Source organism: Pedobacter rhizosphaerae (assembly GCF_900111155.1).
GTDB lineage: Bacteria > Bacteroidota > Bacteroidia > Sphingobacteriales > Sphingobacteriaceae > Pedobacter > Pedobacter rhizosphaerae.
This window is the reverse complement of the sequence record NZ_FOGG01000061.1, coordinates 1-14,445: the sequence shown is the minus strand read 5'-3', so window position 1 is coordinate 14,445 and position 14,445 is coordinate 1. Positions and strand designations below refer to the sequence as shown.

The 14,445-nt window shown below is 39.0% G+C and carries 14 protein-coding genes; 6 read left to right on the top strand and 8 right to left on the bottom strand.

What is annotated here, in order from left to right:
- Positions 1-195 precede the first annotated feature (195 nt).
- Positions 196-1,077, bottom strand: a complete 882-nt coding sequence (locus tag BMX11_RS23540) for a LysR family transcriptional regulator (RefSeq protein WP_090889904.1) — start codon at positions 1,075-1,077, stop codon at positions 196-198.
- A 71-nt stretch (positions 1,078-1,148) separates the two neighbouring features.
- Here BMX11_RS23540 and BMX11_RS23535 point away from each other — a divergent pair, with 71 nt between their 5' ends.
- Together BMX11_RS23535 and BMX11_RS23530 are read left to right on the top strand one after the other, a co-directional pair.
- Complete coding sequence (locus tag BMX11_RS23535) at positions 1,149-1,676, top strand: GNAT family N-acetyltransferase (RefSeq protein ID WP_090889901.1); 528 nt, start codon at positions 1,149-1,151, stop codon at positions 1,674-1,676.
- Between the two features lie 18 nt (positions 1,677-1,694).
- Entirely contained in the window at positions 1,695-2,600 is a 906-nt protein-coding gene (locus BMX11_RS23530) for a DMT family transporter (protein ID WP_090889898.1), read from the top strand.
- 8 nt (positions 2,601-2,608) lie between these two features.
- Here the strand turns inward: BMX11_RS23530 and BMX11_RS23525 are convergent, their stop codons facing one another.
- The 5 genes from BMX11_RS23525 to BMX11_RS23505 all read right to left on the bottom strand — a co-directional run bounded on the left by BMX11_RS23525 (position 2,609) and on the right by BMX11_RS23505 (position 9,864).
- A complete protein-coding gene (locus BMX11_RS23525) occupies positions 2,609-3,199 on the bottom strand; it encodes a GIN domain-containing protein (RefSeq protein WP_090889894.1) in 591 nt (196 codons plus the stop codon).
- Positions 3,200-3,603: 404 nt separating this feature from the next.
- Entirely contained in the window at positions 3,604-6,246 is a 2,643-nt protein-coding gene (locus BMX11_RS23520; protein WP_090889892.1) for a TonB-dependent receptor, read from the bottom strand.
- A gap of 1,252 nt (positions 6,247-7,498) precedes the next feature.
- The gene (locus BMX11_RS23515; RefSeq protein WP_090889889.1) at positions 7,499-8,245 is read right to left on the bottom strand and encodes a DUF3667 domain-containing protein; all 747 of its coding nucleotides are present in this window, start codon (positions 8,243-8,245) and stop codon (positions 7,499-7,501) included.
- A gap of 171 nt (positions 8,246-8,416) precedes the next feature.
- Positions 8,417-9,367 (bottom strand): alpha/beta hydrolase, encoded by a 951-nt coding sequence (locus tag BMX11_RS23510; RefSeq protein WP_090889886.1) that lies wholly within the window; start codon positions 9,365-9,367, stop codon positions 8,417-8,419.
- A 269-nt stretch (positions 9,368-9,636) separates the two neighbouring features.
- On the bottom strand, positions 9,637-9,864 hold the full coding sequence (locus tag BMX11_RS23505) for a hypothetical protein (protein WP_090889883.1): 228 nt from the start codon (positions 9,862-9,864) through the stop codon (positions 9,637-9,639).
- A 264-nt stretch (positions 9,865-10,128) separates the two neighbouring features.
- Between BMX11_RS23505 and BMX11_RS23500 the strand changes: the two genes are divergently transcribed.
- On the top strand, positions 10,129-10,539 hold the full coding sequence (locus BMX11_RS23500) for a VOC family protein (RefSeq protein ID WP_090889880.1): 411 nt from the start codon (positions 10,129-10,131) through the stop codon (positions 10,537-10,539).
- 99 nt (positions 10,540-10,638) lie between these two features.
- Here the strand turns inward: BMX11_RS23500 and BMX11_RS23495 are convergent, their stop codons facing one another.
- Positions 10,639-10,899: a hypothetical protein gene (locus BMX11_RS23495; RefSeq protein WP_090889877.1), complete on the bottom strand. Its 261-nt coding sequence runs from the start codon at positions 10,897-10,899 to the stop codon at positions 10,639-10,641.
- A 443-nt stretch (positions 10,900-11,342) separates the two neighbouring features.
- Here BMX11_RS23495 and BMX11_RS23490 point away from each other — a divergent pair, with 443 nt between their 5' ends.
- Entirely contained in the window at positions 11,343-12,083 is a 741-nt protein-coding gene (locus BMX11_RS23490) for a LytR/AlgR family response regulator transcription factor (protein ID WP_090889875.1), read from the top strand.
- 21 nt (positions 12,084-12,104) lie between these two features.
- Here the strand turns inward: BMX11_RS23490 and BMX11_RS24475 are convergent, their stop codons facing one another.
- A complete protein-coding gene (locus BMX11_RS24475) occupies positions 12,105-12,257 on the bottom strand; it encodes a hypothetical protein (protein ID WP_175474661.1) in 153 nt (50 codons plus the stop codon).
- A 91-nt stretch (positions 12,258-12,348) separates the two neighbouring features.
- On the opposite strand from BMX11_RS24475, the gene BMX11_RS23485 reads away from it, so the two are divergent.
- The gene (locus BMX11_RS23485) at positions 12,349-13,476 is read left to right on the top strand and encodes a sensor histidine kinase (protein ID WP_090889872.1); all 1,128 of its coding nucleotides are present in this window, start codon (positions 12,349-12,351) and stop codon (positions 13,474-13,476) included.
- A gap of 123 nt (positions 13,477-13,599) precedes the next feature.
- Complete coding sequence (locus BMX11_RS23480; protein ID WP_090889869.1) at positions 13,600-14,055, top strand: hypothetical protein; 456 nt, start codon at positions 13,600-13,602, stop codon at positions 14,053-14,055.
- Positions 14,056-14,445: the final 390 nt, after the last annotated feature.

The window sequence follows — 14,445 nt, the reverse complement described above, 5'->3', positions numbered from 1 at the left end:
CTGGAAATTATACTCATGTATTTTTTAATGATTGTACATAAATATACGGAAAATTATCGAAAAAAGCTCCAAAAGTCCTTAACTTAATAGCATTGATAGCGTCTCGCTACGACTTATCAGAGAGATTATACACCCAGACTCACAACACACAACCCGCAACACGTAACCCATCAATGATAGCGTATCACTACGATTCTAAAGAATAAATCCCTTTTCATCCAAAATAAGTTGTAACACATTAGACAATACAGGATGATGATCGTCGGCTCTCCAGTTGATGAAAAGATCTGTTTTGAAAGGAAGCCTGATAAATTTTAAACCAGGGCTTTGATGGTGTAAGTAAGAATCGGGCAGTATGGCCACTCCGAGCCCCTTTCTAACCAGGGCAATAATCGTCGATCCAAATTCAGAGTGGAGATAAACATCAGGTACAACATCATAAGATCGGAACATTTTTTGGATAATCTCGCTGTAACTGCTTCCCTCATCGCGGGTTGGTAAAATGAACTTTTGCTGTTCCAGACTTGCTTTGGATAAATCCTCAATTTTAGAATAAGGATGATCTTCGGGTACTACTAAAGCCAGATAATCAGAATAGATTTTAACCGACTTAATCCCAATCGCACTATTAATATCCCTGGTAATGGCTAAATCAATCTTATAATTTTTAAGAAACTCCAGTTGATTTTCATAAAATACCTGTACCAGCTCAATCTGCAACTTAGGAAAGGCAACAGAGATCCGGGACAGTATATCCGGTATTAATGAGGCTGAAACAGAATCTGGATGCGCAATCGTAATGGTTCCACTTTCACCCAGGTGTATCTGTTTGGCAAATTGATGGATAAATTCCAGTTCATTCAGTTCAACGGCCCATTTATCCTTCAGAAATTTTCCTGCAGGAGTAAGTTTTACATTCCGTTTATTGCGCTCAAATAAGCGAATGCCCAATTCACTTTCAAGCGCCTGAATCTGACGACTTAATGCCGATTGGGTAATGTTCATTTTTCCAGCCGTATTCCAATAGTGAAGTTCCTGGGCTAAAGCCAAAAAATACCTGATGCGTTGTAAATCCATTAATGCAATTTAAGCATTAATAGATGAATAAATAGCATTTTTTCGCATTTGTATAGCGGCTACATTTGTGCATGGCAAATATTACTATTGAGCAGGTAAAAACAGCGGATGTATCCCGACTTCATCATATTGGCAGAGCAACCTTTTCTGAAACTTTTTCGGACCTCAATACTCCGGAAGATATGAATCAATATCTCGTGGAAAGTTTTTCTATCAATAAACTTATGAGCGAACTCAGGAACCCCGGTTCACAGTTTTATTTTGCGGTGGCGGATGGTAAAGACATTGGCTATTTAAAAGTTAATTTTCGGGATGCGCAAACAGAAAAGCTGGAAGGTAACACCTTAGAAATAGAGCGGATATATGTATTGAAGGATTTTCATGGTCAGCAGGTTGGACAGTTACTTTATAATAAGGCCATTCAGGTGGCAAGTGAATTTAAGGCTGATTATGTATGGTTAGGGGTTTGGGAAGAAAATCAACGGGCAATTAATTTTTACAGGAAGAATGGTTTTGCCGCATTTGGCTCGCACGCCTTTCAACTGGGAGCCGATGAGCAAACTGATATCCTGATGAAAAAAGTCCTCAATATAGCGTAGCGAAAACTTTTAATCACTATGGAGAAAAAAAACTTATTCCTTATTTTACTGGTATTGGGTACTGCCTTTTGGGGTATCTCTTTCTCCGTAACTAAATTGGCTATTGGTCCAAACCAGTCATCACTCTTTCTATTCTTTCGCTTTCTGCTGGCAACAATTGTGCTATCTGCTGTATTTTGGAAACACGTGCGCAGGGTAGAGCTGGCCGCAGTAAAAATGGGGATGAGGCTGGCTATTCCCTTAGTTGCCGGAATTTATCTCCAAACCTTAGGCATTACACATACTTCTGCCTCTCAATGTTCTTTTGTTGCCGGAATTACTGTTGTGATAATTCCCGTTCTAAAACTGCTGATTTATCGTAAATCTGCACCATTAAAAATATGGTTAGCGGCTGTTACTGCCCTCATCGGACTTTTTGTAATCTCGATCAAGGATAATTTTAGCATTGGTATTGGCGATCTTTACACCATAGTTGGTGCTTTTTGCTTTGCGATATACCTCATTAGGGTAGAAGAATGCTCGGCAGTGCGAAACCTGGTACCCACTATCGTACCCATGTTTGCTACCTGTGCAGCACTTACCTTTTTATTGGTACTGGCTAAAGGAAAGTTTAACGTTATACCTCAAAACCAATATTTTTGGGGAGGCATTGTATTCTGTGCATTGTTTTCTACGGCTTACATGTATACCATCTCCAACATCTCACAAAGGTATATCAGTGCAGAAAGGGTAGCTATCATTTATCTATTTGAGCCTGTTTTTGGAGCTGTTGCTGCTTACTTTATTTTAGGCGAAAGTATTTCAGCCAGATTGTTATTGGGCGGCAGCATCATATTTATAGCCACACTAATTGCAGAACTCGATTTAAAGAAATTTTTAATGCAAAAAAGGCGATCTATAAATAGACCGCCTGCAGTAAGTTAGCTTGCTGATTATTTGCTTAACCAGGCTAGACCGTTCTCTAATGAATTACTCGTGTTGGTTTTTAAGGCGCTGAATTTATCCATGGTAAGCGTTTGTTGTTTCCCCATAACCAAAGTGTGTTCGTCGGTAGATCCTTTTAAGTTTAAGTCAGCTTTATCTTCAATTACGGTATATAAACCTTCAGAACGTGAATTTAAATCTAATGAAGCATTACCGCTTAAGAATACCTGAAAAAACTGCGATTTAAGTTGTCCCTGGGTTTTTACTTTTGCATTATCCATGGCGTGAATTCTATATAGATCATTTACATAAACCGTGATTTTTGCAGTTTGATCGTCAGTTGAAGCGATTTCCAAGCCATCGCCCAGTTGGGTAACTTTAACAAGGCCACTGTTTTCATCAGCATAGCTGATACCTGTTTGGCTTCCCTGGATAATAGTTACCTCTACATTACCTTTAACTTTAATTCGTTTAAAGGCTAATTTTTTTTCTGCTTTAACTGGATTAACTATTTCTGTTGCGTTAGCTGATAAAACTGCTGAAGTTGATAATACTAAAGCTAAAGAAGAAGCGAATAATGTTTTGAATAAAGTTTTCATAATCTTATGGTTTAAATTTTTTTATAATATTTTTTGAATGTTCTGATAATAAGACGGCGACAGGAACGAAACGTTTCAGCAGAAAACCCAGCATTATACCAGCCAAGGAAGTTAATCGACGAACAGGGGATATTTGAAGACAAACTTGGGAGTAAAATGTAAGATGGAGTGACGCTCGCTATTCAAAACTGAATGTAAGATGGTGTGATGTAAGATGGAAAGGCCTTTCCTTTTAGCCACAAACAGAGAGTTTCACAAAGAAACTAACCACCCCCGACACTACGCAGCCACCCGCACCCCCTCCTTGAAAAGTAGGGGAGTTAGACACCGAATTAAATTAGGCTTCTGCGATGCATATGCACCCAAGACTCCAAACTAACGACTCCAGACTCAGGACTTAAACATTACCCACCAAATTGGCGAACTCTATAAATCAGCGAAAGCATAAAATATCTGCCCAATCTATTCACCTGCCGATCTACAATTACGTTGTCGAAAACATCGCGGGAAATACCCGAGTTCTGATCAAAAAGATCAAAGCCTTCTATCCGGATAGCCGCCATGTCATTTTTCATAAACTTATATTCCATAGATAGGCGAAGCAGGGTAGGGTTTCGTACGGATCCATTATCGAAACCAGAATTGATCTGTTTGCTGAAATCGTAACCCAAACTAAGGTCTTTAAAGAAATAGTTTCGACCCTCAATGCCATATTCAAAGCGGTTAGATTGTCTATCTGTGAAGGCATCACTAGAATAGCTGGTTAAATTTTGGGAATAAGAGGTCTCGATTTCGAAATTGGCAATGTCCTTTAAATCTACTCTAAATTCGAGCTCCTGACGCCAGGCCACATTTTTAGCGGCAATTTTATTATCGTCAGTGAAAGAAATATTGTTGTTCAACTGTCCGGAGCCAGAATAGCCAATGGTGAATTTTCTTTCCGCTGAAAGGGGTTTACTGATATTGTAATCGCCTTGCAAACTATAAAATCCGTCGGTATTGATATAACTGGTTAATTGATTCACTGTGCCGGCAACGCGATTTTTAGTAGTTACAATGCGATCTTCAGTACGCTCATATTTAAAATTCGCTAAAATTACCTTGCCCGCATTCCAGTCGGCTTGTTTGTAGTGTGCATTAATACTGTGGATAAACTCAGGTTTCAGATTTGGATTTCCGGTAACAATATTCTGAAGGTTTGAATTATCGGAAATGGGCTGTAACTGAAGAAAACCGGGTTGATTATTACGCCCCCAATAGTTGATATCCAGCGACTGTTGATTGGTAAATTTGTAAGAGAATCTCCCCGATGGGATGATATTAAAAGTCTTGTTAACTGTAGTGATATCTCTACTTAAATTCTGTCCGCTTAACACTGCCGGTTGTGCATTTACACCTACCGTGTAGTTTAGTTTTTCGCCAATGTAGCGGTAATTTAAGCCAACTTTGTTTGTGGTAAACTGGAAATCATAAACATTACTGAGTTGTGGATTGAGTACTTCATTACCATTGGCTATATCATAAGCTTCTCTGGAATTATTGGTTGAGGAACGGTTCCAGCTATAGTTAAACTCGATGAAAGTCTGTTTCCAGAGTGGTTCCATGTAGGATGCTCCTGCATTAAGTCCGAAATTTCGACTCAGCTGATTGTTCAGTTGGTTCTGCACTACAGAATCTTTTTTGCTCCCTTGGGTATTGATGTATTGGTTGTAGCTATCGCGATCATTTGCATTATTTGTATAATTGATATTACTCCAAAAGCTAAGGTTACGCCCTTTTTTAGGAAATTTATGGTTGAAAAAGATGTTGGTTCTGGTGCTGAGATTGTTGGTATAATTGGAGCTGGTACTTTCTCTGCGTGTGAACAACGTATCCTGAGTGATCAGAGATCCCCCTGCACTACTACCGTTACCCATGCTATAATTAAAATTAGGAGAGATTTTGAGGTAGTTTATGGTATCAATCTTATACTCTACATTGCCACCCAGCCAATGACTATAGTTGTTATTCTTGTTATTGCTGTTTGCATCTTCCAGACGATTTACTGGGTTTTGGTTTTCATCCTGCAAAAAGTTCTGAGTGTAGGTGGTGCTGATGGTATTGTTTCGGTCGTTATTGTAATTATAGCCACCATCAAGTGAAAGCTTAGTGCTGAATTCGTTTTTGTAGTTAACGCCTGCCGCATTTCTTGTGGTAACTCCATCACCTCCGCCACCACGCATATTCGCATTGGCCGAAGTTGCATCAAAGGAAACCTGGCGTTCGCCTTTCAAACTATTTCCTCTTAAACTGGTGTTGTATCTATCGGCATTACCCAACCCGGCAGATGCGCGGGCAAAATATCCCTTTTTCTTATCTTCCTGAATAGTCAGGTTCAATATTTTTTCAGGCTCGCCTGTTTTGATTCCGGTAAGCTTGGCCTGATCGCCATAATCATCTATAAACTGAAGGTTTTTAATAATGTCGGCAGGTAGATTTTTAATGGCAGTGGCTACGTCTGTACCGAAGAAATCTTTGCCATTTACCCGTATTTTAGTTACTGGTGCCCCCTGACTGGTTACATTTCCGTCTTTATCTACTTTTACTCCCGGCAGTTTTTTCAGCACTTCATCCACTGCATCTCCGTCTCTTACGGGAAAGGCTTTAGCATTAAAACTAACGGTATCTTCTGTCACTTTAACTGGCGGAACACCAGAAATTACAACGGCATCCAGCGTATTAGACGATGGTTTTAACTTAATGGGGTCGATTGTGAGGGTATTACCTTTTTCAATCAGGTATTGCTTTACAAACGAATCATAACCAATGTAGGCAGCAGATAGCGTGAATTGTTTAGATTTTATTTTGCCAATGATAAATGTACCGTCAGGATTAACAGAGATCCCCATGCTATCGGTGGTGGATTTAACCCTTACAACAGCTCCGGGAAGGGGGAGGCCTGCGGTGTCTAGAACTGTCCCTTTAATGATATAATTTTGGGCACTACTACCAGAGTAGATTCCTGCAAGGAGCAGAAAAAATAAAAACGATTTAGTAAAGAGTTTCATTGATGTTTGTGTGTGGCATAAAAATACAACAGAACCTGATAAAGGTGTAACTCGTAATCAACATGTTACCTCTTACATTTTATGTAAAATGGTTAGATGTAAGATGGGATGCCCCTCGCTATTCAAAACTGAATGTAAGATGGTTTGATGTAAGATGGAATGCCTCGGTTTTAGGCACAAACAGAGAGTTTCACAAATAACTAACCACCCCCCGCCACTACGCAATCATCCGCACCCCCTCCTTGAAAAGTAGGGGAGTTTGGGATCTTGATTTGTTTCCTGAGATCAGAAGAGTGTTAGCCACGGAAACACGGAATTTTAATTTTACCACTAAGGCACACTGGGTTTTCTTTGTGTACTCTTGCCAATAGCAAAGCTATCTCTGTGTGCTCTGTGAAATCCTCTTTATCTCTGTGGTTAATGCTTTGCGTAAAACTTTGCGCGCTTTGCGGTTAAAATTGAAAGTTATTTTTTCTTATTTGGCTTATATGGTGAAAAAACATTAAGGAGTTAAGGGAATTTAAGTTATTAGCCACGGAAACACGGAAGGCACGGAATTTTAATTTTACCACTAAGGCACACTGGGTTTTCTTTGTGTACTCTTACCAATAGCGAAGCTATCTCTGTGTGCTCTGTGTATTTCTCTTTTTCTCTGTGGTTAATGCTTTGCGTTAAACTCCGCGACCTTTGCGGTTAAAATTGAAACTTATTTTTTCTTATTTGGCTTATATGGTTCGATACTTTTTTACCATTTAAGGCGTGTAAGTTCATTGTAATAACCACCCCCACCACTACGCAGTCATCCGCAACCCCTCCTTGAAAAAAGTAGGGGAGTTTGGGATCTTGATTTGTTTTCTGAGATCAGAAGAGTGTTAGCCACGGAAACACGGAAGGCACGGAATTTTAATTTTACCACTAAGGCACACTGGGTTCTCTTTGCGTACTCTTACCGATAGTGAAGCTATCTCTGTGTTCTTTGTGTATTTCTCTTTTTCTCTGTGGTTAATCTCTTTGCGTAAAACTTTGCGCGCTTTGCGGTTACGTACAAACGAAACTTAGTTGTTCTTATATGGCTTATATGGTGCAAACAAAAACATTAAGGAGTTAAGGGAAGTTAAGTTATTAGCCACGGAAACACGGAAGGCACGGAATTTTTTGTTTTACCACTATGGCACAAAGAAATAAATAGTGATTTAAAATGGACAGTCTCCACACAATTCAACTCTAGCTTCCATCTAAGACTAGCCTGTAGCTAGTGGCCTAACCGGGCAAAGATTGCCCAAACAATACCTACAACAAATGAAACTATCAAATAGGATACAGGCACCATAATACTTCGAAATAGTAATGATTTTTTAGAATATCCTGATTGGGAAAAAAACTGATGATAGAGCCATACGGTATATGCAATAGTTATCAGATTAATTCCGGCAAAGTAGATGATGGTTAAAACCGAAACATTAGTGTAAAATATAGTGATTATCGTAAAGCAGATGCCAATAATTAATTCTGCTGCCGTTTTGTACGAATTTAAAACCAGATGTTCAGAGTAGTTAAATTTGGCCTTACTAAACCAACAGTAACTGAATAGGGCATAAATAGGGATGGTAATGAGTAGAAAAATTCTGGGGTAGTTTGTGGTAAAGCGCTGAAGGGAGGTCATGGTCTTTTTACTGGCCTCTGGCATCAAATCTGCTATGTTTAGTTGCGAATAATGTGCTATTACGCCAGCTAAGGCTACCAGCAATAATAATAAGGTAATGAAGTTGAAATAACCTGCCCGCTTTCCAAGCACATATTCTCTTACACTGTGTCCGGGTCTGGTAAAGAGTGCCTTTATCGTATACAATATGCCCTTGTCTATATGCCAAACACCATGAATAAAATCGTGCTCTATAAAATGCTTTAAAGAGTAGCGATGCGTGGAAGATTTTTGACCGCAGTTACCGCAGAAATTAGTGGTAATGGCTTGATTACAGTTTAAACAGTTGTGTTGCACTTGCTGAGTAGTTTAATTAGATGTAAAGAATTGAATCTCAATTTATATGACTTTATGATGCTTGCATACGTTGCATCATTATCTCACAAAATTATGAGATATTGTTTTAGTACAAAATTATTTTGAATCTTGGTTTTGGGCAGTAGCCATTTAGGGCTTTAATTTAAAGCCTTACCACCGTTTCTTCTTATCGGGCATATTAAAAGTTCTTTTGCTGTCGGCATCCTTAAAATTTACTTCCATGAAGTAATGTTTTCGCTCTATAATGTATTGCTGTATGAACGATAGGGTTTCAGGGAGGTTGTCTTTCATGGGTGTTCCTGCTACTTCATCTCCCATACCTTGAACATATTGGAAGTAATAAGGATAGCCTTCCTTTTTGAATATGCGGGCAAGAGATTTAGAACCAAAGAACCCACGATTAAACAGTCTGACTTTATTGTAAGGAACCAATTTATCGGCCGTGCCATGAAAAAACATGGTTGGTGCAGGTGGGGTTTTGTATTTGGGTTTACCCTGATAACTCATAATTGCCCCTGCGAAAGAGATAACTCCTTTATACTGAAAATTTGCAGGAAGGATTTGTGAAAGTGAAGTGGCGTTTCTTTTATTGTAATCTGCATGAAGCGCGGTGATTGCGCCGGCACTTGAACCAGAAAGAATAACCATAGAGGTATCTATTCCAAGTGCTTGTGCATGGGCTAGCAGATAGGTTGTAGCATGATATACGTCGACCGTTGCAGTGTCAATGGCGTTGCGTAACGCAGATGTATTAAAGGCGGTAGGAAACTTTTTACCTTTGAGTCCTAATCGGTAATCTGTTGCAACAACTTTGTAGCCCTGCTCTGCCAGGGTATTAAAATAATTGTTAAAGAGTTTATTGTTTCGACTTCCTGTTACAAAACCTCCACCAAATACGAAGAGCACAGTTGGTTTTTTTGTTTTCAGCTCGCCTTGATAATAGATGTCGAGTTTAAGGATGTTAGAATCTTGCTGAAAGACAGTTTTAGTTGTAACCTTAGTTTTTTGATCTCGCAGGATGATCTGTGCATAGGTTGAAGGGATGCTAATCAGCAAGCTAAACAGCTGCATAATCAGCGATAGAATAAGAGAATTACGCATCTAGCTAAAATTTAGGGATTCCATGCTTTCTCCGGTTCAGTACCGGTAGATAAAGCTTAAAGATATTCTTTTTTAGCGAATAGCTGAAGTTAGATTTAAAATTTTGCCCAATCTTAAGCCTGAGTTAATGAAAACACAACGTACTGTATAAGAATGCAATTTACATTAATCATTAATTAACATGAATTACCCCGGCAGGGATTTTAACCCCTCGCTTAAGCCGGGAAAAAAGATAAAGAATGTTGGTGGTATGTATTATGGTGAAATGTTTAGTTATGAGAATGGTTGAGTAGGATTGGTGCCCAATCTGAACTGTGGCTAATACTTACTGCCCTGAGGCCGTGTTGCTCCATGGCGATTTCGAAACTTACACGTTCGCCGATAGAGAAGCTTTTTTCTTTTCCTGCAAGTGAAAAACAAATTTCTTGTTGGTTTAGATCTTCGATAGTTCCCTCACCGCGGTGGCTATCAATTTCTCTTACTATACCGTATCTCATATCAATAATGGTTTAAAAAAAGTTAGTTGAATAATGGTTTAATTTATTTTTAAAATAGTGTAAACCCTTATGGTATATCAAATGTAATTTACCCGTTACGTAAAATGCAATTACAGTAGAGGAAATGCTTAAAAAAGTCGATCATTGAAACCACATCAATCTGGATCTGGCTTAAACAGCCCTTTATATTGTCGTAGGTTACCCTGTTTAGCAATTAATTAATTTCCGAACTTTATTATACAACAACAATTAAACATTAAAGTTATGGGAGCAGTTAGAAATCCAATAGGATGGACAGAAATTTATGTAGAAGATTTGAGCAGGGCTCAGACCTTTTACGAAACCGTGCTGGCAGTAAAAATGGAGGCAGCTCCGGTGCCAGAGGGAATGGAGGCCGAGGAAGGCAGTGATGAGTATTTTGAAATGGTTTTCTTTCCGGGCGATATGGATGCTGCAGGCAGTAGCGGAGCCCTGGTTAAGTCGGCCATGTACAAACCCGGGCCCGGTGGTACCTTAAATTATTTCTCTTGCGCAGATTGTGCTGTAGAGATAGGAAGGGTAGAAGCTGCTGGGGGTAAGGTAATTGCCCCGAAAATGGCTATCGGTCAGTATGGTTTTTGTGGCATTTGCCAGGATTCTGAAGGGAATCAGATAGGTTTTCACTCGATGGTGTAACGGGGTTGAGGACATGAGTTGAGGGTTAGGAAACAACAGTATTTAACTTTTGCTTCCTAACCTACGCTAGGTTCCTAATTCATCCTCATGCCTAATTCACTAGGGCGTAGTTAATTTAGCATTCCGCGATTTAATTTCTGTATTAATTTGACCCAACCTAATAAAAGAAGGTAATAAGGTAATAAATGTACAAGGAATAGTGGCAACCAGCGCTAAGTTCTTATGTTTTATAATCACGTATAGTATTATGCCAGAGGCCACAAGCATTACTACTGCTAAGCCGATCAGCACACCCGTTAATAAATTTTTCTGCTTATTAAGTTCGGCATCTGATAATTGCGAGAGAGTGTTATTTTTCATAAATGGTGCATTAAGAGGTTAATGAGTTGGTTGTTTGTTGGTTTGTTTGCTAAAATTATGAAATTTTGGCGATTTTAAAAATGATGGAAGGTAAAACTGAGGTGCCTGAGGTGGTTGAATAATGTAAGATGTGTTGATGGAAGATGGCAGGCAAAACGAACAACCAACCTTTGGCGATTGAAACTCAACTTATAATTTCTTAGGTGCCTTAGGTGGTTAAATAATGTAAGATGTGAAGATGGAAGATGGGATGCAAAACTTAGGTGCCTTAGGTAGTTATATGGCTTATATGGTTCAATTTGTTTGTATACTTCGTGGCTTAGTGGTTGAATGAGCTTAATTTACACGAAGTCTTAAAAATCCTCCATGAAAAGCTCTATTTTTGTGAAAAAGTTTTCGACATTAGCCAAATACGATATTGCCAGTTGCGAGAGAGAAGAATTATGTATAAATGTATTATTGTGGATGATGAACCACATGCTATAGAGGGTCTGAGAAAATATATAGAGCACGTTCCTGAACTGGAAATTGTAAGAACCTTTACCGATCCCGTAAAGGCATTGCGAGAAATCCCTGCGGCTGATGATGTAGATCTGATCATGCTGGATGTTGATATGCCTGGCATTACCGGGATTGAGTTAGCCCGAGAGTTGAGACAAAAAACAGATAAACTAATCTTCACTACTGCGCATAGTAAATATGGCTACGAGGCTTTTGAGGTTGATGCTGATGCCTTCCTGCTGAAGCCCTATCAATTGAGTAAGTTTATTTCTACCATTAATAAGCTCTTCCCCAAAGATGAGGCTGAGTTGGATGGTATAACCGATAAGGATGATTTTATTTTCATCAAAACCAAAGAGGAAACCCATAAGCTGATTAAGGTTTATTTTCGTGATATTATTGCTGTGGAGAGCAAAATGAATTACGTGCAGGTTCATACCGCTAACAGAAGCATTTTAACCTACATGACTTTATCTGAAATTTCTAAAAAGCTTTTGGCTTACCCTGGTTTTATGCAGTTTCAGCGAAGCTTTGTAATTTCACAGGATCATATCGATTATATTGAGGGAAACTCCATTGTGATGCTTAATGGAATTAAAATTAGCGTTGGAGATTACTATAAGAAATACTTTAATGAGTTTGTAGATTCTAAGTTGTTAAAGGCCAGACGGAGGAGTTCTTAGCACCTGGCCTTTAAGTCAATGCTAATTCTTTAACACAATACCACTACTAACCGTTGGGAGTATGGTATTGGAATTGGTTAATCCGGTATCAGGACTATCATTAAAGGTGTTATCTTTTAAAGATTTGTAAATAAATATCCTTCTTGGATTTAGGGTGATTTTAGACTTTTTCATAACTTTTTTTTCGAAAGCTATGGCGGTCAAATCGCTGTTAAAAAGTTGTTATACAGTATGTTTAGGTTTCTATTTGTAAAGCTGAAAAGCCATGATTAAAAGTATTTCCCAGTGGTTTAAGAGATATGCCATCCATTTTCTCATTTGGTCAATCTTTATGGCTTACGAAATCATCGTTATTGGTCTCTATGCGAAAAAGTTTGGACATCCAATTGCCTATGGTTCTCATTACTTGTTGATTGTATTTTTCTTTTATGGATTTTCCAATTATTTTTTGCCTTGGGCATTGACTAGAAAGTTTGATGCTATCTGGAGGTTCCCAGTAGTGTTAACTGTTTGGATGGTACTTTATGTGTTGATTAATTTCAAACTCGATCAGCTATTACTTAAGTATGGTATTGCGCCAGACAAGGGGGTAATGGAAATCAGTTGGAATTACGCTTATCAGGTTATTTACAGAGCAGTATATATTTTAGGGTTTTCTTCTGCCTATTATTTCTTTTCCGTTTATGTTAAACAGCGGAACCTGGCCGAAAATTTAGAAAGGCAGCGTCTCCACCAAATCATTGAGGAAGAAAAGATGAAACGTGCGCTATCTAAATCGCAGAATGATTTTCTAAAGGCACAAATTAATCCGCATTTTCTTTTCAATACCCTGGATTATGTTTATCAAAATGTTCATTTCGAATCTCCCGAAGCGGGGGAGGCCATTATGGCTTTATCGGCAATGATGCGTTATGCGGTAGATGCTAACGAAAGTGGTGAGTATATCAGGCTGGGCGATGAAATGGAACAGGTTGATAAATTAATTTATCTCTACCAGCTTAGGAAGAATATGGAGCTGCCAATCATCACCGATTTTCGTGAAGAGGCAATGGAAATCAGATTTATACCTTTGGTGCTGATGACCCTGGTAGAGAACATCTTTAAGCATGGAAATGTTGCAGATACTCAAACTGGAATCTTTATTTCTGTGCGCATTGAAGAGGAGCAGCTGGTAATGGAAACCTTAAACGCTCTGAATGTTCAAACTCATCGTCACTCTACGCGTTCGGGCCTTAAAAATATCAGGCAGCGTTTACAATTTGCTTATGGAAAAGACATTGATTGCAGTTTTACTGAAGCTGACGGTGTTTTCAGGGCTATTGTGTCTATTCCATTAAACCGAATTACCCATCAGGAACAACGCAGGCAATTACTGCAAACCCAGCCAAATTAACTTATTCTGCTGTTTGATGGGTTCTGTGTAGAAAATACACCTTTCCGTACCTAACAAGTACATAAGTACGTTAGCATCTGCAAATTTGTGCTGTTGTCTTTTATCTAACTGATTTAGGGAAATATGGAACAAGTACAGACTATGCTCTGCGCACTGGAAGAATGTGTATTACAGGCCCGTGCTTATAGAAATACTTTTGATGCTTTTTGGAAAGCGGAGCCCAGTAAAAGAGTATCTGCTCACCTGGCTTATTTCATTAGGCATGGTGCTATGCTCAATGCTTTTGACAACCTGCTTTTTTTATTCTGTTCGAGAGAGATATGGTCTGCGGGGGGTGCTGGAGCCTGGGCCTGTACTAATAACAGTCCGGCAGGGCCAATATTGGTTCACAGCAATGCAGATCAGATTGAAAAACTATTGTTGCTTTTTTCCGATCACAGGGAAGCTGTTCAGCGGATTTTAGATTTACATCAACATCCTATGGAGCAAGCCTTACTTGATATTGAACTCCATCATATCAGGGGTACGCTTCAGCTTTTCAACCGGACATTAATAGATTATAATCTTTTGATTGATTAAAGTTTTTACCAATACGCTCTCATGAAAGCAGTTTACTGCTTGATGCTGGTCTGTAAGTAATTGCAGGCCAGTTTTTTATTGATGGAGAATTGGTTGATTGGGCATTGTTCACTGGTTCATTGGCCATTTGTTCATTGGGCAGGGCGCAGAAACCTACAGGGTTACTATTTGGCCGAAGCACAGTCCTGCCGCCTAATTTAGGAGGGGCTGGGGGTGGTTAATTGATGTTCACTGGTTCATTCCTTTCTGGTTGTAGCGTCTCCAATGCTATTAAGTAAGCTTATTTATATGTTTGTTGCAACCTGCTCTTATTTTGCCGAACTTTAATTCTGGGAAAGCTCCTTCTTGGCTTTACCGCAACTACAGTTTCTGAAATCTGCTTGACTAGCC